17 protein-coding genes and 3 pseudogenes are annotated in these 20,545 nt (G+C 64.1%); 13 read left to right on the top strand and 7 right to left on the bottom strand.

Translation table 11 applies throughout. The annotated features are described in order from the left end of the window. Positions 1-46: 46 nt before the first annotated feature. Positions 47-970: pseudogene (locus AC0V8S_RS04040) on the bottom strand (YifB family Mg chelatase-like AAA ATPase); the annotation flags it as partial. Positions 971-1,272: 302 nt separating this feature from the next. On the opposite strand from AC0V8S_RS04040, the gene AC0V8S_RS04035 reads away from it, so the two are divergent. Genes AC0V8S_RS04035 through AC0V8S_RS04025 form a run of 3 tightly spaced genes read left to right on the top strand, consistent with a single transcriptional unit; the run spans position 1,273 to position 6,317 of the window. Then, positions 1,273-1,854 carry a hypothetical protein gene (locus AC0V8S_RS04035; RefSeq protein WP_475436898.1) on the top strand — a complete coding sequence of 194 codons (582 nt, stop codon included), beginning with the start codon at positions 1,273-1,275 and terminating at the stop codon, positions 1,852-1,854. After that, entirely contained in the window at positions 1,749-4,649 is a 2,901-nt protein-coding gene (locus AC0V8S_RS04030) for an AAA family ATPase (RefSeq protein ID WP_475436897.1), read from the top strand. The genes AC0V8S_RS04035 and AC0V8S_RS04030 overlap by 106 nt, the downstream gene beginning before the upstream one ends. An 18-nt stretch (positions 4,650-4,667) precedes the next feature. After that, on the top strand, positions 4,668-6,317 hold the full coding sequence (locus tag AC0V8S_RS04025) for an ABC transporter substrate-binding protein (RefSeq protein WP_475436896.1): 1,650 nt from the start codon (positions 4,668-4,670) through the stop codon (positions 6,315-6,317). 523 nt (positions 6,318-6,840) lie between these two features. Here AC0V8S_RS04025 and AC0V8S_RS04020 read toward each other — a convergent pair. From AC0V8S_RS04020 to AC0V8S_RS04005, 4 genes and pseudogenes are all read right to left on the bottom strand, one after another. Then, on the bottom strand, positions 6,841-7,440 hold the full coding sequence (locus AC0V8S_RS04020; RefSeq protein WP_475436895.1) for a sulfotransferase family protein: 600 nt from the start codon (positions 7,438-7,440) through the stop codon (positions 6,841-6,843). A gap of 418 nt (positions 7,441-7,858) precedes the next feature. Beyond that, positions 7,859-8,500: pseudogene (locus tag AC0V8S_RS04015) on the bottom strand (magnesium chelatase domain-containing protein); the annotation flags it as partial. Between the two features lie 181 nt (positions 8,501-8,681). Next, positions 8,682-9,623 (bottom strand): glutathione synthase, encoded by a 942-nt coding sequence (gene gshB / locus AC0V8S_RS04010; RefSeq protein ID WP_475436894.1) that lies wholly within the window; start codon positions 9,621-9,623, stop codon positions 8,682-8,684. Between the two features lie 104 nt (positions 9,624-9,727). Then, entirely contained in the window at positions 9,728-10,666 is a 939-nt protein-coding gene (locus AC0V8S_RS04005) for a ketopantoate reductase family protein (protein WP_475436893.1), read from the bottom strand. Between the two features lie 131 nt (positions 10,667-10,797). Between AC0V8S_RS04005 and AC0V8S_RS04000 the strand changes: the two genes are divergently transcribed. The 3 genes from AC0V8S_RS04000 to AC0V8S_RS03990 all read left to right on the top strand — a co-directional run bounded on the left by AC0V8S_RS04000 (position 10,798) and on the right by AC0V8S_RS03990 (position 12,176). Further along, positions 10,798-11,388 (top strand): NAD(P)H-dependent oxidoreductase, encoded by a 591-nt coding sequence (locus AC0V8S_RS04000; protein ID WP_475436892.1) that lies wholly within the window; start codon positions 10,798-10,800, stop codon positions 11,386-11,388. An 84-nt stretch (positions 11,389-11,472) separates the two neighbouring features. Continuing rightward, entirely contained in the window at positions 11,473-11,649 is a 177-nt protein-coding gene (locus AC0V8S_RS03995) for a hypothetical protein (RefSeq protein WP_475436891.1), read from the top strand. Then, complete coding sequence (locus tag AC0V8S_RS03990) at positions 11,646-12,176, top strand: GNAT family N-acetyltransferase (protein WP_475436890.1); 531 nt, start codon at positions 11,646-11,648, stop codon at positions 12,174-12,176. Before AC0V8S_RS03995 ends, AC0V8S_RS03990 begins: the two co-directional genes overlap by 4 nt. A 15-nt stretch (positions 12,177-12,191) precedes the next feature. Here the strand turns inward: AC0V8S_RS03990 and AC0V8S_RS03985 are convergent, their stop codons facing one another. Together AC0V8S_RS03985 and AC0V8S_RS03980 are read right to left on the bottom strand one after the other, a co-directional pair. Beyond that, entirely contained in the window at positions 12,192-12,566 is a 375-nt protein-coding gene (locus AC0V8S_RS03985; RefSeq protein ID WP_475438570.1) for a GtrA family protein, read from the bottom strand. A 3-nt stretch (positions 12,567-12,569) separates the two neighbouring features. Beyond that, entirely contained in the window at positions 12,570-13,559 is a 990-nt protein-coding gene (locus AC0V8S_RS03980; RefSeq protein ID WP_183464550.1) for a glycosyltransferase, read from the bottom strand. A 164-nt stretch (positions 13,560-13,723) separates the two neighbouring features. On the opposite strand from AC0V8S_RS03980, the gene AC0V8S_RS03975 reads away from it, so the two are divergent. The 7 genes and pseudogenes from AC0V8S_RS03975 (at position 13,724) to AC0V8S_RS03945 (ending at position 20,479) form a co-directional block, all read left to right on the top strand. Beyond that, entirely contained in the window at positions 13,724-14,569 is an 846-nt protein-coding gene (locus AC0V8S_RS03975) for a hypothetical protein (protein ID WP_475436889.1), read from the top strand. Beyond that, positions 14,512-15,516 carry a hypothetical protein gene (locus AC0V8S_RS03970; protein WP_475436888.1) on the top strand — a complete coding sequence of 335 codons (1,005 nt, stop codon included), beginning with the start codon at positions 14,512-14,514 and terminating at the stop codon, positions 15,514-15,516. The genes AC0V8S_RS03975 and AC0V8S_RS03970 overlap by 58 nt, the downstream gene beginning before the upstream one ends. A 211-nt stretch (positions 15,517-15,727) precedes the next feature. After that, on the top strand, positions 15,728-17,077 hold the full coding sequence (locus AC0V8S_RS03965) for a putative bifunctional diguanylate cyclase/phosphodiesterase (protein WP_095202923.1): 1,350 nt from the start codon (positions 15,728-15,730) through the stop codon (positions 17,075-17,077). A 163-nt stretch (positions 17,078-17,240) separates the two neighbouring features. After that, the gene (locus AC0V8S_RS03960) at positions 17,241-18,008 is read left to right on the top strand and encodes an SDR family NAD(P)-dependent oxidoreductase (protein WP_475436887.1); all 768 of its coding nucleotides are present in this window, start codon (positions 17,241-17,243) and stop codon (positions 18,006-18,008) included. Next, on the top strand, positions 18,005-18,964 hold the full coding sequence (locus AC0V8S_RS03955; RefSeq protein WP_475436886.1) for a 2-dehydro-3-deoxygalactonokinase: 960 nt from the start codon (positions 18,005-18,007) through the stop codon (positions 18,962-18,964). The genes AC0V8S_RS03960 and AC0V8S_RS03955 overlap by 4 nt, the downstream gene beginning before the upstream one ends. Beyond that, positions 18,961-19,598, top strand: a pseudogene (locus tag AC0V8S_RS03950) (2-dehydro-3-deoxy-6-phosphogalactonate aldolase). The gene AC0V8S_RS03955 and the pseudogene AC0V8S_RS03950 overlap by 4 nt, the downstream one beginning before the upstream one ends. Then, complete coding sequence (locus tag AC0V8S_RS03945) at positions 19,598-20,479, top strand: SMP-30/gluconolactonase/LRE family protein (protein ID WP_475436885.1); 882 nt, start codon at positions 19,598-19,600, stop codon at positions 20,477-20,479. The pseudogene AC0V8S_RS03950 and the gene AC0V8S_RS03945 overlap by 1 nt, the downstream one beginning before the upstream one ends. Positions 20,480-20,545: the final 66 nt, after the last annotated feature.

Below are 20,545 nucleotides of genomic sequence, written 5' to 3'. Positions count from 1 at the left end.
ATCGGTCCGGAGAAACGAACCGGGCGTAGCTGCAAATGCCCTTCGCCTATGCCGCCTGCGCCACGCGCTCCGAACTCATGCGATAGGAAATCGCTTCGGCGAGATGGATGCGGCCGACGGTTTCGCTGGCATCGAGGTCGGCCAGTGTTCTCGCCACTTTCAGGACGCGGTGGTAGGCCCGCGCCGAAAAGGCGAGCTTTTCGCTGGCGTCCTTGAGCAGCGACAGGCCTGATGCGTCGGGCATGGCGATGTCTTCGATGACAGCCGGCGCGCAATGGGCGTTGGTGGTGGCGCTGGTCACGCCGAGCCGTTCGAAACGCTCGCGTTGGAGGGTACGCGCGCGGGCGACGCGCAGTGCCACGGCTGCACTCTTCTCCGCCCGGTCGGGCCTTATCAGGTCGCTGGCCGAGACCGCAGGGACTTCGATCCGCAGGTCAATGCGATCGAGCAGCGGACCGGAAATGCGTGCCTGGTAGTCGGTGCGGCAGCGTTCGCCGCGCAGGCAGCGATAGCCCGGCTCGCCGGCCATGCCGCAGCGGCATGGGTTCATCGCCGCCACCAGCTGGATGCGCGCCGGATAGGTGACGCGGTGGTTGGCGCGCGCGATCATGCAGTCGCCGGTCTCCAGCGGCTGGCGCAGCGCATCGAGCGTCTGCGGCGTGAATTCGGGAAACTCGTCGAGGAACAGCACGCCGTGATGGGCGAGCGACACCTCGCCCGGCCGTGCGCGCAAGCCACCACCGACCATCGCCGCCATCGAGGCCGAATGGTGCGGGGCGCGGAATGGCCGCCGGTCGGTCAGCTTGCCTTCGCCGAGCTCGCCCGCCACCGAGGCGATCATCGAGACTTCGAGCAATTCCTTCGGCGCCAGCGGCGGCAGGATCGACGGCAGCCGCTGCGCCAGCATCGATTTGCCCGAGCCTGGTGGGCCGACCATCAGCACGAGTGGCCCGCCAGCAACTGCCGGCTCTTGACCGTTCCAGACCTTCCCGAGTGTTGTCGCAAAGGGCTCGAACCGAGCCAATCGCGACATTCCCAGAGTTGAGTAACCTGCTATTGACCTGTGTCAGCGCAATCCTCTCAGGCCGCCACCCGGGTTTCAATCGGGTGTAGAATGCTTTCATTCTCCGCGCCGATGCGGCAGGGTTCCATCCCCTGCGGAATCCCAATCTCACCCCCAGCATGCGCTAGCCTGGGCATGACATTGATGCATGCGGGCTTCGTCCTGGGCTCGCTCGGTGCTAATCTGCCTCGGACTACACGGAGAGCGCCATGGACATTGCCGGGTGGCTCTCGAGCCTTGGGCTCGGCAAATATAGCAGAACCTTCGCCAAGAACGAGATCACGCCCGAAGTGCTCCGGCATCTCTCGGACGCGGACCTCAAGGCGTTGGGGCTGCCGATGGGCCCAAGGAAGCTCGTATTGGCCGCGATCGCGGAGCTTGGCAAGCGCGATATAGGGGATCCCGCCACAGCGGCCGGAATTGAACCGATCCCTGGAAGTGGTCCACCGCCTCGCCCGGAAGCTGAACGTCGCCAGTTGACGGTGATGTTTGTCGATTTGGTTGGATCGACCGCGTTATCAGGTCGGTTGGACCCCGAAGAGATGGGGGAGGTGATCCGGAAGTACCAGATCGCGGTGGCCGCAGAAATCACGCGTGTGGATGGCCATGTAGCGAAGTTCATGGGGGATGGGATCCTAGCCTATTCGGGTGGCCTCGGGCCCACGAGAACGAAGCTGAGCGGGCGGTGCGGGCCGGGCTCGCCATTGCCGGCGCGGTCGCCAAGCTGGCGACACCCGCGAAAGAGCCACTGGGCGCGCGTGTCGGCATTGCCACGGGTCTGGTGGTGGTAGGCGACTTGGTCGGCGAAGGTGCAGCGCAGGAGGAGGCGGTGGTCGGCGAGACGCCGAACCTGGCGGCGCGACTCCAATCACTGGCCGAGATCGGCGCAGTGGTGGTATCCGAACCGACGCGACGGCTGCTTGGCGAGCTCTTCGAGCTGGTTGATCTCGGCACCCACGATCTGAAGGGGTTCGCCCAGCCGGTGCAGACATGGCTGGTCATGGGCGAGAGCCGAGCCGAGGGCCGCTTCGAGGCGCTGCACGGGATGCGCCTCACGTCGCTCGTCGGCCGCGATCAGGAGGTAGCCTTGCTCCTCAACCGCTGGCGGCGGGCCAAGGATGGCAGGGGTCAGGTCGTACTGCTGTCGGGCGAGCCGGGCATGGGCAAGTCGCGCATCGCGATCGCCTTGCGCGAGCGGCTCGGCGAGGAATGCCTGTCGCTGCGCTATCACGGCTCGCCCTATCGCACGAACAGCGCGCTGTTCCCGGTGCTGGACCAGCTGCGTCGGGCCGCCCGCTTCGGGCACGAGGATGCGCCGGAGGTGAAATTGGCCAAGCTGGAGGCACTGCTTGTCTTGGCTGGGCCTGACCCGAAAACGGCGATGTCGCTGATCGCCGAGCATTTGACGATCCCGACAGGCGACCGCTACCCGATGCCCGAGCTTGCACCGCAAGAGAAGAAGGCGAGGACCTTTGAGGCGCTGCTAGCCCAGCTTGAGAGCCTCGCAGCCAAGCAGCCGGTGCTCATGACGGCCGAGGATGCTCACTGGTTCGATCCCACCACCTTGGAGCTGTTCGATCGAATCGTCGATCAGATCGAGCGGCAGCCGGTGTTGCTGGTCGTTACCTTCCGGCCTGAGTTCGCGCCACGCTGGACCGGCCGACCGCATGTGACACAGCTGACGCTCGATCGCCTTGAGCAGAACGAAGGTGCCATGCTGATCGACCAGCTGTCTGGCGGGCGGCCGCTTCCTGCCGAGGTGCAGGCGCATATTCTCGCCAAGACCGAAGGCGTGCCGCTGTTCGTCGAGGAGCTGACAAAGGCGGTGCTCGAATCCGATCTGCTCCGCGAGGCCGGCGACCGCTACGAGCTTACCGGTCCGCTGCCGCCGCTCGCCATCCCCTCGACGCTACAGGACTCGCTCTTGGCTCGCCTCGATCGGTTGTCGCCGGTTAAGGAGGTGGCGCAAATCGGCGCTGTCATCGGCCGCGAGTTCAGTTACGAATTGCTGGAAGCGACCGCGCAGATGGACGAGCCGAAGGTCAGGACCGCTCTGGACGAACTTGTCCACGCAGAACTGGCGTTTTGCCGTGGCAAACCTCCTGACGCGAACTACACCTTCAAGCACGCGCTGGTGCGGGATGCCGCCTACGAGTCGCTATTGAAGAGCCGACGCCAGCAACTCCATTGCCGGATCGCCACCCTCCTCCGTGATCGCTTTCCCGAACGAGCAGAGGCAGAACCGGAGGTGCTCGCCCACCATGCTACCGAGGGCGGACTGTTCGATGATGCAGTGTCATCCTGGTACGAGGCGGGCTTGCGCGCAAACTATCGGTCGGCCGACGCCGAAGCCATTGCGCACCTCTCAAAGGGCCTGGACCTTCTCGCGCAACTCCCAGAGAGCCCGGCCCGCGACGATCGCGAGATCGATCTGCAGCTTGCGCGTGGCATACCCTTGGCATCCCTCAAGGGCTATGGGTCTGCCGGGGCCGTCGCCGCCTATACGCGAGCCTGCGAGCTATGTGCCAAACTGGGCAGCGACACGTCCAAATCGTTCCCCGCGCTGCGCGGCCTGTGCACCGGCCACCGGGCCCGGGGGCGGATGCACACGGCCAGCGCCCTCGCTGATCAACTGATCGGGATCGCCCGGCAATCGGGCGACCCATCCCTGCTGCTGGAGGCCCACCATGTCAATTGGACGACGCAATACGCGCTCGGTAAGTGGCGGTCGGTGTGCGAGCACACCGACCAGGGTCTCTTCCTCTATCGGCCAGAACACTTCTCGCACGCCTTCGTCTATGGCGGCCACGACTCCGGCGTGTGCGCAGCTGCCAAGCAGGGCGTCAGTCTGTGGATGCTTGGCTTTCCGGATCAGGCGTTGGCCCGGGCGCGAGAATCCATTACCCGGGCCCGCCAACTGCCTCATCCGCCCAGTTTGCAGCACGCTCTCTATCATGCCACCGTGCTGCACTACTTCCGCCGCGATGCCGCGGCGGCTCGGGAAGCAGCCGCGGCGAGGCTTCAATTGGCGCACGAGGGATTTCCGGCCTGGGTCCCCACAATCAATCTGCAGTTGGCCATGATCCAGGCCCTCGAGAGCGCACAGCAGGTTCCAGCCCCCGTCACCGCCGCCCCGCCGGCGCTGCCAAACGAAATCCTCAGTGACGTCGAGGGAAAAGGACTTGTTCTCTGTCTTTTCGGATGCGTGTGCGAACTGGCGGGCGAGATCGACGCCGGCCTAAGCATGCTGCAGCCAGCAATATCCGAGGCGGCGGCTACTGGCGCGCGCCTCTGGGAGTCTGAATTTAGCCGGCTCACTGGAAATCTCCTGCTCCTGGCAAAACCCCGTGACTCCGAACACAGCGAGGCGCATTATCGCCGCGCCATCGAGATCGCTCGCGAACAGCAGGCGCGATCACTGGACCTGCGCGCGTCGACCTCGCTCGCCCGCCTGTGGGCCGACCGCGGCGATCGGCAAGAAGCCTACGACCTGCTCGCGCCGACCTACGCCTGGTTCACGGAAGGCTTCAACACGCGCGACTTGATCGATGCGAAGGCGCTTCTGGACAGCTGTGCATCGTCATGATCACGCCGGGAGCACGTCATGGCCCTTTACAGAAGCAACGGGGACCGGGTTCCCCATCACACTCGCCAACTGGCAGAGGACGTCAGGGCCGGCAAGATGGACCGGCGCGAGTTCCTGGCTCTCGCCAGCGTATTCGGCGCGTCGACCGCGTACGCCTACGGAATGATCGCTCTTGCAGTGCCCACCAAGGCCATGGCGCAGGAACCCGTGAAGGGCGGTGTCCTCAAGGTCGCGATGCACGTCAAGGATCCGAAGGATCCGCGCATGGCGGACTGGTCCCAGATCGCCACCGCGCAGCGCCAGACGCTCGAGCCCTTGGTCAAATATACCCGTGAATTCACCTTCAAGCCCTATCTGCTGGAAAGCTGGGAAGTGAACGACGATGCTACCGAATACGCCCTGAAGGTCCGTCCGGGTGTGACCTGGAACAATGGCGACACGTTCAATGCCGACGACGTGATCTTCAATTTCACCCGCTGGGCCGACAAGAGCGCTGAGGGCAATTCCATGCCCGGCCGCCTCGGCACGCTGGTTGACGAAGCTACCGGCAAGCTGCGCGAAGGCTCAATTACCAAGGTCGACGACATGACGGTCAAGCTCAGCCTGACCAAGTCGGACATCGCGCTGATTCCGAATCTCTGCGACTATCCCGGCCTGATGGTCCACCGCTCCTTTGACGAGACCGGTGCCAACTTCGTGCAGAACCCGATCGGCACCGGACCGTTCGAGCTCGTCTCCTACGATGTCGGCCAGAAGGTCGTCTACAAGCGCCGCGAGAACGGCAAGTGGTGGGGCGGCGAGGCCTATCTCGACGGCGTCGAGTTCATCGATTACGGCGCGGACCCCTCGGCGATGGTTTCGGCCTTCGAGGCCGGCGAGGTCCACACAAACGACGAGACGACCGCCGACTACGTGCCGATCCTCGATGCGCTCGGTCTGGTCAAGTCGGAGGTGATGACCGCGTCGACGATCGTGGCGCGCACCAACGTCGCCAACAAGCCCTATGACGACCAGAAGGTCCGCAACGCTCTGCAGCTCGCCGTCGACAACGCCGTCGTGCTCCAGCTCGGCTACGGCAATGCCGGCGACCCGGCAGAAAACCACCATGTCTGCCCGATCCATCCCGAATATGCCGAGATGCCCAAGGTCGCCCGTGACATCGCGAAGGCCAAGGCCCTGATGACCGAAGCCGGGCAGATCGACTTCGAGCACGAGCTGATCACGGTCGACGAGGACTGGCTCAAGAACACCGGCGACGCGATCGCCGCACAGCTGCGCGAGGCCGGCTTCAAGGTCAAGCGTACGGTTCTGCCGGGCTCGACCTTCTGGAACGACTGGACGAAGTATCCGTACTCGACGACCAACTGGAACATGCGCCCGCTCGGCATCCAGGTCATCGCTATCGCCTACCGCACCGGCGAAGCCTGGAACGAGGCTGCCTATTCCAATCCCGAACTGGATGCGAAAATCGGCGAGGCGCTCTCCATCGCGGATGCGGAGAAGCGCAAGGTTGTGATGGCCGACATCCAGAAGATCCTGCAGGATTCGGGTATTATCATCCAGCCATACTGGCGCAAACTCTACAACCACTCGACCGCTTCCGTGAAGAACCACGGCATGCACCCGACTTTCGAGCATGACTTCGGCAAGGTCTGGCTGGACGCTTGAGGCTGGAGGACTGGGAGGCCATTCGTCCGGATCTTTCGAGGCAACGGGCTGCTTTACGGCCATACTAAGTCATTGAAATCACATGCTCAAATGGCCTCTGCTGGCGCAACATGCTCGTTTTGGCGGACGAGCCGAACGGCAACTTCCACCCTTTGCGGTCGTTCAGTTGTGAGCGTCGCATGACGCGATCTGTGCTTAGCGGACCTTTTGGGCCGCGCCAATGGCGCTCCGTTTAATTAGCCACAATGTTAGCATGGATCGCCCGCCGGCAATGGGTCGCCTTTTGACGCGGATCCGTTCAGTTAGTGCGCCGAGGAACGGCAGCTTTGCGCCTCAAGTTAGCCGTTGAACTTATCAAAGAAGCGGACATCCGAGCGGCTAGCCGCAATGGAACCTTCGCGCCCAACAGCGGCCACCCTCCCCTTGCTGGTGCGCCCGCTTCTATTGGTACAAGCATCCGAGCCGGCGTGGACAGGCTGCTACGCGCGTTACCCGGGCTGCGGCCTCGAACTCGGTGCGGGGCTTATTTGGCGAAGCGGCTTCGAAATTCGGTAGTGGTGTTGCTGTGGGGGAAGGGTTCGGCCGGGATCGGCACGCCGAGAAAGGCGCATAGGTTCGGCCAACCGTCGGCCACCTGATAGACCAGCAGGCGCGACGGCGGGAAAGCCGAGATCACTTCGGCGTTGTGGGCTTCGAGCACTTCGATAGCATGGGTTTCGTCGTCGAGACGACCGCCGAAAATTTTCGTCTCTATGACGGCCCGGCCAAAACTTTGCGGGTCGGAGGTCTCGCCCATGGTGTTGAAGATCGTGGCACGTGCGCTCCTGTACCAGTCCTCGGGGTTGCGAACGGTGAGGATGAGCTTGGCGTGGGGGAAATACTCGGCGAGTTCGCGCCAGAAATAGGCCGTGGGCCAGTCGACTGCCGACTTGTAACCGGCATAGACGACGTCCCGATCCACCGGCTCGCCGCGCCCGGCGGCGCGGATCAGGTCGCGGTGCTCGGGGTTAGAGTTGACGTCCTCCATGTGATGGCACGGCCCGAACCCGAGCATTTCAAGCGCCAGGTTCAGAGTGTGCGTGCCGGTGCGGCCGAACCCAGCCCCGATAACAGATAATGCCATGCGATCCTCCTGTGGCGGGAGCGGATCATAGATTGCAGGGGTTGGGAAGGGAGGATGTTGTCCTGGCGCTCACCCTGAGAGACCAAATAGGCATTCGAGCGATGCGCCGAACTCGCTCTGCCCGAAGGCTACATAGCGGGCCGGCCGGTTGCGGCGTTGATAGCGATCCGCCGCCGCAGGAGCTAGGCGGCAGCCTTCGTTTCTAGCATCATAGCCCCGACAAGGTTCGCTTCGGGCCAATTTCGGCCTCGGGCTATAGGTGATTGTGTGTCCGCTTTCTCGTTGCACGGCCCAGAAGCTGCCTGTCAGCTCCCGACCAACTCCGGTCTTTTGAGAAACCGGCGGCGACGACCGCTTCCGACGCTTAACGGTCCCTCTGAGCCTGAACCACTGTACGCCGTTTAATTAGCCACAATGTTAGCAGATTGTGGCCGCCGGCCGCAGCCACCTCCAGCGCCCGCTTGGCGGTCTCCTGGCCCTTGATGTCGGCAAGGTCGGGCAGGTCGCGCGCCGCGGCATGGATGCCGGCTTCGGGGCGCGACAGCACCTGCGTGCCGCGGAAGTGATTGGCGATGGCGATCAGGCTGCGCGGCGCCAATATGTCGAAGTCCTTGCCGGCCCAGGCCGCTTCCGGCCCGCAGGCGAACGGGCAGATCAGGCCCTTGCCCTCGGCATTGGCGCCGATCGCCGCCGGCAAGGCACCGGCAACGGCGGCAATCGTGCCGTCGAGCGAGAGTTCGCCAAGCACGACATAGCCGGCCAGCATGTCGCCCGGAATGGCGCCAAGGGCGGCCATCAGGCCAAGCGCGATCGGCAGATCGTAATGGCTGCCTTCCTTGGGTAGGTCGGCGGGCGCCAGATTGACCGTCACCTTCTTCGACGGCATCGACAGGCCTGACGCGTGGAGCGCGGCCTGCACGCGTTCGCGGCTTTCGGCCACCGCCTTGTCGGGTAGGCCGACGATCTGCATGCCGACCTTGCCGGGCGCGATCATCACCTGCACGTCGACCGGCACGGCCTCGATGCCCTGGAAAGCGACCGTGCGAACCCGCGCCACCATTTTCCCACCCCGGATATGGGCCGTAACCCATGCGATCGGCCAAGAATGTGGCCCCCGCAAGAGACAACCACACTTCCTCGGTCAAATCAAGAACATTACGGGAACAGGCAATCGCCTGGGTTGCAGCCGGATTGCGCCCGGTTGCAAAAGCGGAACATGGTTAATACGAACTGAAAACGGCTTACTTGCGCTTGCCCTCGACCGCGTCCCAGAACAGGCTGGCGATATCGGCGCCGCCAAAACGCCGAACCTCGCGCACGCCGGTCGGCGAGGTCACGTTGATCTCGGTCATGTAGTCGCCGATGACGTCGATGCCGACCAGAATGAAGCCGCGTGCCTTCAATGCCGGTCCGATTCGGGCGCAGATCTCGCGCTCGCGCTCGGTCAGCTCGGTCTTCTCGGCGCGCCCGCCGACATGCATGTTGGAGCGGGAATCGTGTTCGGCCGGCACGCGGTTGATGGCGCCGACCGGCTCGCCGTCGATCAGGATGATGCGCTTGTCGCCCTTGCGCACATCCTTGAGATAGCGCTGCACAATATAGGGCTCGCGCGACAGCTGGCCGAACATTTCCAAGAGTGAGGCGAGGTTGCGGTCGCCTTCGAGCAGATGGAAGACGCCGGCGCCGCCATTGCCGTAGAGCGGCTTGACGATGATGTCGCCGAACTCCTTGCGGAAGGCGGCAACCTCCTGCGGATCCTTGGTGATCAGCGTGTCCGGCATCAGGTCGGAAAACTCGGTGACGAAGATCTTTTCCGGGCTGTTGCGCACCCAGGCCGGGTCGTTGACGACCAACGTCCCGGGATGGATGCGCTCGAGGATGTGAGTGGTGGTGATGTAATTCATGTCGAAGGGCGGATCCTGGCGCAGCAGGACGACGTCCATCTCCGAAAGGTCGGTGCGCACCTTTTCGCCCAGCGAGTAGTGATTGCCCTTCTCGTCGCGCACCTGCATTTCCTCGATGCGGGCAAACACCTTTCCATCGCGCAGCGACAGCCGGTCAGGCGTGTAGTGGAACAACTGATGGCCGCGCCGCTGCGCTTCCAGCGACAGCGCGAACGAGGTGTCGCCGGCGATCGACACGGTGGAGATGTGGTCCATCTGGACGGCAATTTTCAGCTTCATGGCGGGTCTCCGGCGCGATTGGAGCGACGTGCGGGTCGATGCGTCGACGAGAGCGATATACGGAACTCTCCACCGTCTGCCAATCACGCTTGCTTGGCACAGGCCTAATGCGTGTCGTCCGCGGCAAATCTGCCCGGGCGGTGTAGTTTGAGCACCGCATGAACCGCATTGTTCGCCGGTGTCGGGATCCCGAGCTCCCGGCCGAGTTGAACCACCTTGCCCGCGAGCCAATCAAGTTCAAGCCGGTTGCCGCGCTCCAGATCATGCAGCATGGATGCCTTGAAGCCCGGTGGCGAGGCTTTGCCGAACTTCATCCGGTCGTCAGCGAAATCAGCCGGCAGCGATACGCCCTTGGCGCGACCGATCTCCACCACTTCGCGCATGAGATCGTAGAAGAAAGCGCGCGTGTCTGAATCTCCAAGTATCGCTCCAAGAGGTTTGCGGGTCGCTGCGGTCGCTCCGGAAAGCCCAACCAGGAAAACAAATTTTTGCCACCTCTCGCGCTCGATCGCATCGGACAAGGCGACGTCGAGCTTCGCTGCCCGGGCGGCATCGGCGAAAGCCTTCAGCATTGCGTCGGGCTTGCCGTCCGCGCGCCCGAAGATGAGGCGCGCGAATTTGCTTGTATGCGCCACCACGCCGGGCGCGGCGATCGCCGCAGCGATATAGGCACAGCCGGAAACCACATTCCCGGCGCCGAGGATAGGGCTCAGGCGCTCGGTGCTGTCCACACCGTTCTGGACGGTAACCACGCGCGTGGCGGGCCCAACGAGCGGACTCGCTTGCTTGGCCGCCTTTTCGGTGTCCCAGAGCTTCACCGCGAAAAGCACGATATCGACCGGACCAATCGAGGCAGGGTCGTCGGTGACATTCGGACTCGGCAGGTGCAGATCGCCAAGCACGCTTTCGATCCGCAATCCGTTCGCCTTAAGTGCGTCGAGATTGGCACCGCGCGCGACGAAGATCACATCGTGCCCCGCTGCCGCCATCCGCGAGCCGAAATATCCGCCGATGGCACCGGCCGCCATCACCGCAATACGCATCTCATCCCCCTTTGTCGGGTTCGACGACCTTGGCTCTCGGTAACGGCTCCCAAGGCAGCACGGTTCGGCTCCCAGCCAATTCCATTTGCTTGAGCGTTCGCTAATATATGTTTACGCCGGGGGAACCGTGAATGAAAGTCAATGTCGTCTACGCACACCCGCTCGCCGACAGCTACCAGGCATCGCTTCACAAACGTGTCGTGCAGGCGCTCAAAGCCAGGGGCGACGAGGTCATCGACTTCGACCTCTACGCAATGAAGTTCAATCCGGTGATGCAGCCCGAGGAGAGGCGTGGCCACTTTGATCCTTCTCGGACACCGGAGGATCTGCAGGTCTATATCGACGCGTTGCGATGGGCTGAGGCGTGCGTGTTCTGCTTTCCAACATGGTGGTCAGGCATGCCGGCCATGCTGAAGGGCTATTTCGATCGCGTCTGGCGACCCGGCGTCGCATATCACGTGCCGGCGGATGGCGGCGTCATCAGGCCAGCACTTCTGAACATCCGCCGGATGGGGGTGGTGACGACGTGCGGATCGCCTTGGTGGTACACGGAGATATATATGCAAAATCCTGGAAGGAAGGTGCTGCTGCGTGGCCTGAAGACCATGTGTGGCGGCAAGGTGAAGCATCTGTACATGACGAGATATTCCGTCGAGGGCATATCCAACGAAAAGAGGGAAATGTTCGCGCGCGAGGTGGAGCGGAGGTTCGAGAAATTCTGACAGGCCCAAGCCCATGCCGGCGCAGCCGGGCCTATGCGCTCCGGCGCTTCGACAGGGGCGGATGCAGTCGGGATAGGAGGGGAGATGGCCAGGCAGGAAAACTGGAATGCAATGTCGAATTCGGCAGGTCGCGCGACTTTGCCGTCGGCGACGACCCTGACCGGAAACCACGTCAGTCTCGCCCCGCTCAGTCTTGAAGATGCGGAGGATATCTTTCGGCTGACCATGCCGGCGAACGCGACGAAATCTGGGCTGAAATGAAGGTGGGACCGTTCGACGGGATCGAGTCCTTCCGGGCTCATGTCGGCGACGTGCTCAGCAACCAATCGCGCACATTCCTGACACTGCGCACCACGGCGGCGGGGCCGGTCGGCTGGCTTTGTCTGATGGAGGCCAGACCGGCGCACAGGGTGATTGAGCTGGGTTACGTGCTCTTCTCGCCAGCTTTGCAACGGACGATCGCGGCCAGCGAATCGTTCTTCCTGATCATGCGGCACATCTTCGACGACCTCGGCTATCGGCGGTTGGAGTGGACGTGCACCACGGGCAATGCGAAATCGAGGCGTGCGGCCGACAGGTTGGGCTTTGTCTTCGAGGGCATATTGCGCGACGGCTTGGTGCTGAAAGGCCACGCGCGCGACATCTGCATGTATTCGATGCTGGCACGCGAATGGTCGGTCGCCGGCGCGGCGTTCGATGCCTGGCTGTCCCGGCCAATTTCGCCAATGGCCGTCAGATCCGATCCTTGCAGGACGTCAGAGCGGCGACATCTTCGGGTCTTGCGCTAGCCTAGGGCCAGAGCTTTAACGGTCGAAGACCAGCCGTGAGTAACCCAGGAAGGAGAGCGCCATGGCGACCAGCGATGCGGCCGCAAGGGCCACCAGCGGTGGGGTCGCCGGCGCCGCGAACAGGATGGCCGAGTAGACGAGATAATTGACGACGCTGGTGGCGATGCCGACGCCGCCATAGCGGGCGCCCTCTTCTGCCACGCCACGGCGCGAGGGCGAGAAGGTCAGATGCCGGTTGACCTGCCAGGTGACGCAGAGCGCAAAGCCGATCGACAGCATGCGGGCGAGGAATGGCCCGAGCGGCGTGACGGCGAGCAGCAGCCAGAGTGCGGCCGCGTCGGCGGCGAAACCGATGCCGCCGGCGAAGACAAACCGGACAAGGCGTTGCATCATTCAGGCCGCGCGCGGGGTCTTGCCCGGTTGCGGCTTCCGCACCACCTCGGTGGCGCGGCGCTCGACACGCCCCGAAGGCATGGAGAGATAAAAAATACGCTTCTGTTCGGCGCGCCCGCGCGAGACGGAATCAAGGATCAGTCCGGTCACCGCCGCCAGCATCGACAGGAGCAGCAGGCCGACCGACAGCACCCAGGTCGGCATACGCGGCACGAGGCCGGTTTCGGCGAATTCGACCAGCACCGGCGCCATCAGGAACAGGCTGGAGGCGAGGAAGAACAGCGAAAAGGCACCGAAAAAGCGCAGCGGCTGCGTCTCCTTCATAAGCATGGCGAACATCCAGAGAATTTTCGCGCCGTCGCGGAAGGTCGACAGCTTCGACGACGAGCCCTCCGGGCGACGGCCATAGTCGAGCGCGATTTCGCTGACCGGCAATTTGAGCTGCGAGGCGTGCACCGACATTTCGGTCTCGATCTCGAAGCCGCCGGAGACGGCGGGAAAGCTCTTGACGAAGCGTCGGGTGAAGACGCGGTAGCCGGAGAAGATGTCGCTGAAATCGCTGCCGAACAGCCATTGGTAGAGGCTGTTGAAAACGCGGTTGCCGAAGGCATGGCCGGCCCGGCCGGCATCGTCAGTGACGCCGCGCCTGGTGCCCACCACCATGTCGCTACGCTCGGTCAGCAGCGTGTTGATCAGCTGCGGCGCGTCCTCGGGCGCGTAGGTGCCGTCGCCATCGGCCATCAGATAGATGTCGGCGTCGATGTCGGCGAACATGCGGCGCACCACATTGCCCTTGCCCTGGCGCGGCTCGCGCACGACGATGGCGCCGGCCGCGCGGGCGCGGAGCGCCGTCAGATCCTTCGAATTGTTGTCATAGACATAGATCGTGGCGGCCGGCAGCGTCTCGCGGAACCGCCGCACCACCTCGGCGATGGTCAGCTCCTCATTGTAGCAAGGCAGGAGCACGGCGATGACAGGGTCTTGCGGCATTTTCGTCTCCGAATGCCTTGTCGACCACACGGTCGCGCGCCGGAAACCGGCCTTGTCCAGGCGGTTTTACTATTTATTGAAGCCGTTAAGGCTAGGTTTAAGGTCGACTTCATGAGTGCCGATTGGTCTGGAAAGACCCGACACTCCCGCCAAGGGCGATCGGGATGGGCACAGCAAGGGGAACTTCCACGTGGAAGTCCGATATCGCGTTCGCGCTGCTTGCCGCCTTGCTGCTGCTGGCGCTCAATGCCTATGCCGGGTTCGCGCAACTGGCCAATCCTGCGGGCGACAATGACAGCCTGCTGCAACTGGTCGAAGTCCGCGACCTCATGGCCGGCCAGGGCTGGTTCGACCTGCACCAGTACAGAATGGGACTGGAAGGCGGCTTCGTCATGCATTGGTCGCGGCTGCTCGACGCGCCGCTGGCGCTTGCCATCCTTGCCGTTTCGGCCCTGACGGGCAGCACCGCCCTGGCCGAGCAAATCGTGCAGATAGTCTGGCCCACCCTGCAGTTCTTTCTCGCCATCTTCTTCATCATCCGCGCCGCGCGCGCTTTCGCCGGCCCGCATGCCGTGCTGCCCGCTGCCGTCGTCGGCGGGGCGGCCCTCTATTACATCGGCATTTTTTCGCCCGGTGCGCTCGATCACCACAACATCCAGCTGATGCTGACGCTGGCGAGCCTCGCTCTGCTGCTCGAGGCGCCCACGCGCCGGCCGGCTGCCTTTGTCGCCGGCATCTGCGCCACGCTGACCCTTGCCATCGGCATGGAAAGCGCTCCCTATGCCGGAACCCTCGGCGCCGTCGTCGCGCTGCTGTTTCTCGCGAGGGGTGACGGCGAAAGGCTGATCGCCAGGGATTTCGGCCTCGGCGTCGCCGGCGTCTCGGCACTCGTCTTCGCCGCCACGGTCCGATGTCGTCCTGGGGCCAGGCCCAGTGCGACACATTCTCGGTCGTGCAATTCACTGTCACCGGGCTTGCTGGTGCCGGCTTGGCGGTCATCGCCTCCTTAAGGGTCGCCAACGCCACGGCCGCCCGGCGTCTGATGGCGCTTGGCCTGCTTGCCGCCGTGCTCGCTCTCATCGTGGCGCTGCTGTTCCCGCAATGCCTGGCGGCGCCCTATGCCCACCTCGACCCGCGCCTGCAGCAGATGTGGCTCGGCTATATCGAGGAGGCACAGTCGATCGTCCAGCTCGTCTCCGATGACCCAGCCAGGGCCGTGGCGCGTTTTGCCACCCCTCTGGTGGCGATCATCCTGATGGCGCTTCATTTCAGCCATGGCGGCTGGCGGCGGCAGGACAGCCTCGTTGGCGCGCTGCTGGTGGTGGCGGTCCTGGTCAGCGCCTGGGAAGTGCGCGGCTCGACCTTCTCCATCGCGTTCGCGGTGATCCCGCTTTCGGCCTGGATCGCCAAATGGCGGCAGCGGGCCGAGGCCAGCCCATCCAGCGGCTCGGTGCTCAGGATGGCCGCGGCCTGGCTGATCTCGGTCAATGCAATCTGGTCGGGCGCCGCTCAAGCCGCATCGAACGCCTTTGAAGCCGGCGCGCCTGTCCAGGACGCCAGCATCGATGCACCTTGCAACAGCAAGGCGTCGTTCGCGGCACTTGGCGCGATGGCCCCCACCACGGTGCTTGCCATCTCCAATCTTGGCTCGCCGATCCTCGCCTTCACCGGCCATCGCGTGTTCGCCGGCCCCTACCATCGCAACGTCGCCGGAAACCTGCTGGTGTTCGATGCCTTGCTGGGTTCGGCCGCTGACGCCAAAGCCATTGTCGAAAGCCACCATGTCGGCCTTGTCGCGCTCTGCCGCGGCAACACGGAAAGCCGGCTGTTCGCGGCCAAGGCACCGGACGGCTTCCTGGCCGGGCTGATGCGCGGCAGCGTGCCGGCCTGGCTGGAGCCGGTGGCGGAGACGCGCGGCGCCCCGCTCGAGCTTTATCGCGTCAAGTCCAGCGGCTGAAAATCGGCGCGGAAACAGAAGGTTGACGCACGGTTTAGCCGGCTTCCAGACCGCATCCGGCCTTCTGCCTGGGCATGATCGACAGGGAAAACCGGATTGCGTTTTTTGCGATCATGCCCTGGCCGCGAAAAATCGATTTTCGGGATACGTTTCCTAAAGGGTTTCCTGCCAGTCTCGCGCATAAATTCCGACGTCAAAAACAGGGACACCGATGCAAACTTCGTTTGGCACCGGTCAGGCAAACAGGGAGAGCACGGATCTGGCCTTCACAGATCCGTTGACCGGGCTTGGCAACCATCGCCGCTTCTTCGACAAGGTCGATCGCCTGATCAGCGACCGTGCCGACGATCCCGCGCCTTTCACCGTCGGCATTCTCGACCTCGACGGCTTCAAGCCGATCAACGATTTGTTTGGCCACAAGGCCGGCGACGACATCCTGATCCAGGTCGCCATGCGGCTGCGGGCCTCGATGGACGGCCATTCGACGGTCTGCCGCATCGGCGCCGATGAGTTTGCCTTCCTCTATCCGCTGGTGTTCTCCGAAGAGGCGGCGGCGGAAAAATCCCGCATGCTGATCGAAATCCTGTCGGCGCCCTACGATGTCGGCGAACGCACCGCCAGGCTGTCGGCCTCGGTCGGCTGCTCGCTGTTCTATTCCGGCGACGAGACCACCGAAATCCTCATCAACAAGGCCGAAACGGCGCTCTACCACGCCAAGCGCTCCGGCCGTGGCCGGGTCGTCGTCTACACCCGCGAGATGGAAGAGGCGGCTAAGCGCGTCACCCGCATCGAGCAGGCGCTGCGCCGCGCTGTCTCGGCCGGCGAGGTCGAGCCGCACTTCCAGCCGATCGTCGATCTTACCACCCGCCGCACCATCGGCTTCGAGACGCTGGCGCGCTGGACCGATCGCGACCTCGGCGCGGTGCCGCCGACGGTGTTCATCCCGATCGCCGAGGAGCGCGGCATCATCGGCCCGCTGTCGCAGCTGGTGCTGCGCAAGGCGACCGAGGCGGCCAGGAGCTGGCCGAGCGACCTGTTCCTGTCCTTCAACCTGTCGCCGTCGCAGCTTGTCGACCAGAACACCGGCCTGCACATATTGGCGATCCTCGACCGCACCGGCTTCGATCCGCGCCGCCTCGAGATCGAGATCACCGAGACCGGCCTGATGAACGACCCGGCCTCGGCCGCGCAGATCGTCGAGGATCTGCGCCGCGTCGGCATCCGCGTCTCGCTTGACGATTTCGGCACCGGCCAGTCCTCGCTCGGCCGCCTGCGCGAATTCCATTTCGACAAGCTCAAGATCGACCGCGCCTTCGTCTCCTCCATTCTCGACGACCGACCGTCCGAACACATCATCCGCGCCATTCTCGCCATGTGCGAAGGGTTGGGCATGGATGTGGTCGCCGAAGGCATCGAAGAGGAAGCGCAGGCCGATCGCCTCGTCCAGTTTGGCTGTGCCGGCGGGCAAGGCTATCTGTTCGGCAAACCGGTCGATGCCGACGCCACGCTTGGCTATCTCCGCGATTCCTTCCGTGGCGCGCTGCGCGCCAAGGCGATCTGACCGGCGATTTCGACCTGATTGGCATTCCGCCGATGTCGCGGCGCGCTTCCGGTGCGGCGCATTGTCATTTTGCCTGACATAAGCCAGCAAATCCAGCTTTTCGCCCTTGCTCACGGGACCTCCATGGCTAGGATGCGCGCCGTCCATGCTCGGAGAGAAAGACATGATGCCATCGGCGGATTTTGCCGACCTCAAGGGCGCCTCGGTGCTGATCACCGGCGGCGGCTCCGGGATCGGCGCGGCGCTGACCGAGGGTTTTGTACGCCAGGGCGCCAATGTCGCCTTCATCGACATTGCCGATGGCCCGAGCACGCTGCTTGCCGACCGCATCGAGAAGGAATTCGGTCGCCGTCCGCTCTACCTCAAGACCGATCTGCGCGACATCGAGGCGCTGCGCGCATCGGCGGGCAAAGCGGCAGAGGCGCATGGCGATGTCACGGTGCTGATCAACAATGCCGCCTGGGACGAGCGCCACGCCGTCGAGGACGTGACGGTGGAGTTCTGGGACAACAACCAGGCGATTAACCTCAGACCACATTTCTTCACCGCGCAGGCGGTGGCGCCCGGCATGAAGCGGGCCGGCGGCGGCTCGATCATCAATTTCACCTCGACATCCTACCTCATCAACCATCCCGACATGCCCGCCTACACCGCCGCCAAGGCTGGCATTCTCGGCCTCACCAAGGGCCTCGCCGGCAAGCTCGGGCCCGACCGCATCCGCGTCAATGCCGTCGCGCCCGGCTGGGTGATCACCGAACGGCAGCAGGAACGCTGGGTCACCGAAGGGGCGCTTGAAGCCCATGTCGCCAAGCAGTGTATCAAGGAAATCATGCGTCCGGACGACATGGTCGGCACGGTGCTGTTCCTGGCCTCGGATGCCTCGCGCATGCTGACCGCGCAGATGCTGATCGTCGACGGAGGTTTTCTGTGAGCCCAGAATTTGCCGGCAACGCTCCGGCGGTCGCCGCGCTCGATTGGGGCACGACCCGGCTTCGAGCATGGCTGATCGACGGCAGCGGCAAGGTGCTTGCCGAGCGCCGTGGTGATGACGGCCTGATCACCGCACGCGAAAAAGGGTTTTCGAACGTTCTGGAAGGCCATCTGGCCGCCCTGGGCGCGCCGGAAACACTGCCCGTCATCATCTGCGGCATGGCCGGCTCTCGTCAGGGCTGGATCGAGGCGCCCTACGTGACCGTGCCGGCGCCGATCGGCGCCATTCTCGGCGGCGCCGCCCGCGTGGCTGATCAGAAACGCGATATCCGCATCGTGCCGGGTCTCGCCCAGCGCCTGGCCGATGCGCCGGATGTCATGCGCGGTGAGGAAACACAGCTTGCCGGTGCGGGTTTGCCGGCAAATGGGCGGCATCTCGCCTGCATGCCGGGCACCCATTCGAAATGGGTGCTGGTCGAGGACGGCGCTGTTGCCGGCTTCGGCACATGGCCGACCGGTGAATTGTTCTCGGTTCTGGCCGCGCACTCGATTCTCAAGCATTCGCTGGGCGAGCATCCGGCTCCGGTTGCAGGCGACAGTCCGTTCTTCCGGCAATGGTGCGAACGGGCGCTTGGCGAGGGCGGCGACGTCACCTCGAAGCTGTTTGCCATCCGCGCCGCCGGGCTGCTGCAGGACCTGAAGACGGAAGATGCGGCGGCCTGCCTGTCCGGGCTTCTGATCGGCGGCGAGATCGCCTCGGCGAAGCGGCGCTATGGCGCCGGCGATGCGCCGGTCGTGCTGATTGCCTCTGGTGCGCTCGCCGTGCTCTATCAGGCCGCACTCGACCTTGCAGGTCTTGCCGTCCGCACCGTCGACGCGGATGTAGCGGTGCGCGCCGGCCTCATCGAAGCCGCGCGCGAAAACGGCATGATCGCCAGAACCGGAGCCTTGGCATGACCGAGACCGCAGCCTTTCCAAAACTCAAGCGCGGGTTGGTCGCCATCCTGCGTGGCCTGAAACCCACCGAGGCGATTGCCATGGGCCAGGCGCTGTTCGACGCCGGCATCGAGGCGATCGAAGTGCCGCTCAACTCGCCCAGCCATTCTCGTCGATCGCCAGAATTGCCGAAGTGCTGCCGAAGTCAGCCCTGGTCGGCGCCGGCACGGTGCTGACGGCGGCCGATGTCGACGGTCTGCACCAGGCCGGCGGGCGGCTCCTGGTCAGCCCCAACATCGATGCCGAGGTGATGGCGCGCGCCATGCACTACGGCATGGTGACCATGCCCGGTGTGTTCACCCCGACGGAAGCCTTCCAGGCGATTCGCCTGGGCGCCTCGGCGCTGAAATTCTTTCCGGCGAGCGCACTCGGTGCATCAGGCATTTCCGCGATCCGGGCGGTGCTGCCGGCGCAGACCCTGGTCGGCGCCGTCGGCGGCGTTTCGGAGAAGGATTTTGCCGGCTACAAGGCGGTGGGCGTCACGGTCTTTGGCCTCGGCTCCAGCCTGTTCAAGCCTGGCATGAGCGTCGACGACGTTGCCGCCCGTGCGCACGCCGCCGTTGCGGCCTGGGATGCGGTGTTCGGAGAAGCATGATGAGTGAAGCGATCGTTTCGGTTTTTTCCGACCATGTCTGTCAACTCGGCGAAGGACCGAGCTATGATCCCGCCACCGATGCGCTGTTCTGGTTCGACATCGTCAACGGCCAGCTTCTGGAGAAGCAGCTGTCCGGCGGCGCGACCCAGGTCCATGAGCTCGGCCAGATGGCCAGCGCCATCGCCATCATCGACGACAAGCGGCAGCTGATCGCTACGGAACACGGACTCTTCGTCAGGGACGTCGCGACCGGCAAAATGACGCTGCACACGCCGATCGAGGCCGACAATCCGGTCACCCGCTCCAACGATTCGCGTGTCCATCCCTGCGGTGCCTTCTGGGTCGGCACCATGGGCAAGGGCGAGGAAAAGGGCGCCGGCTCGATCTACTGGTTCTTCAAGGGCGAACTGCGCCGCCTGTTTTCGGACATCACCGTCTCCAATTCGATCTGCTTTTCCGCCGACGGCGCGCTTGCCTACTATACCGACACCTCGACCGGATTGCTGATGCGTGTCGCCTGCGACCCGTCGACCGGCCTGCCGGCCGGCGAGCCGAAGATCTTCGTCGATCACCGTTCTGCCAAGGGCTATATCGACGGTTCGGTGCTCGACCGTGACGGCATCCTGTGGAATGCCGTCTGGGGCGGCAGTGTCATCGAGGCTTATGGACCCGACGGCAAGCTCGTCCGCACGGTCGCCATGCCGGTGACACAGCCGTCCTGTCCGGCCTTCGTCGGCAAGAACGCCGATCGGCTGGCGGTCACATCGGCCTGGTCGGGCAAGAATGAGAAGCAGCGCCTGCTCGACCTGCAAGGCGGCATGACTTTCCTGCTCGACATTCCCGTCAACGGCCGGTTCGAACCGCGCGTGCTGATCGCCTGAACAGATTGGGCGATCGGCGCCGCTCAAACCTCTAGCTGTCACGCAGGCGTCCGGCCTGGGTCGGTT

It is taken from the genome of Mesorhizobium oxytropidicola (assembly GCF_056174625.1).
The sequence above is the reverse complement of the archived record's forward strand: the minus strand, read 5'-3'. Positions and strand labels throughout refer to the sequence as shown.

Coding starts and splice junctions, on each gene's coding strand:
- AC0V8S_RS04035 (WP_475436898.1), top strand. CDS start 1,273: ATGGACATTGCCGGGTGGCTCTCGAGCCTTGGGCTCGGCAAATATAGC.
- AC0V8S_RS04025 (WP_475436896.1), top strand. CDS start 4,668: ATGGCCCTTTACAGAAGCAACGGGGACCGGGTTCCCCATCACACTCGC.
- AC0V8S_RS04020 (WP_475436895.1), bottom strand. CDS start 7,440: ATGGCATTATCTGTTATCGGGGCTGGGTTCGGCCGCACCGGCACGCAC.
- gshB (WP_475436894.1), bottom strand. CDS start 9,623: ATGAAGCTGAAAATTGCCGTCCAGATGGACCACATCTCCACCGTGTCG.
- AC0V8S_RS04005 (WP_475436893.1), bottom strand. CDS start 10,666: ATGCGTATTGCGGTGATGGCGGCCGGTGCCATCGGCGGATATTTCGGC.
- AC0V8S_RS04000 (WP_475436892.1), top strand. CDS start 10,798: ATGAAAGTCAATGTCGTCTACGCACACCCGCTCGCCGACAGCTACCAG.
- AC0V8S_RS03995 (WP_475436891.1), top strand. CDS start 11,473: ATGGCCAGGCAGGAAAACTGGAATGCAATGTCGAATTCGGCAGGTCGC.
- AC0V8S_RS03990 (WP_475436890.1), top strand. CDS start 11,646: ATGAAGGTGGGACCGTTCGACGGGATCGAGTCCTTCCGGGCTCATGTC.
- AC0V8S_RS03985 (WP_475438570.1), bottom strand. CDS start 12,566: ATGCAACGCCTTGTCCGGTTTGTCTTCGCCGGCGGCATCGGTTTCGCC.
- AC0V8S_RS03980 (WP_183464550.1), bottom strand. CDS start 13,559: ATGCCGCAAGACCCTGTCATCGCCGTGCTCCTGCCTTGCTACAATGAG.
- AC0V8S_RS03975 (WP_475436889.1), top strand. CDS start 13,724: ATGGGCACAGCAAGGGGAACTTCCACGTGGAAGTCCGATATCGCGTTC.
- AC0V8S_RS03965 (WP_095202923.1), top strand. CDS start 15,728: ATGCAAACTTCGTTTGGCACCGGTCAGGCAAACAGGGAGAGCACGGAT.
- AC0V8S_RS03960 (WP_475436887.1), top strand. CDS start 17,241: ATGATGCCATCGGCGGATTTTGCCGACCTCAAGGGCGCCTCGGTGCTG.
- AC0V8S_RS03945 (WP_475436885.1), top strand. CDS start 19,598: ATGAGTGAAGCGATCGTTTCGGTTTTTTCCGACCATGTCTGTCAACTC.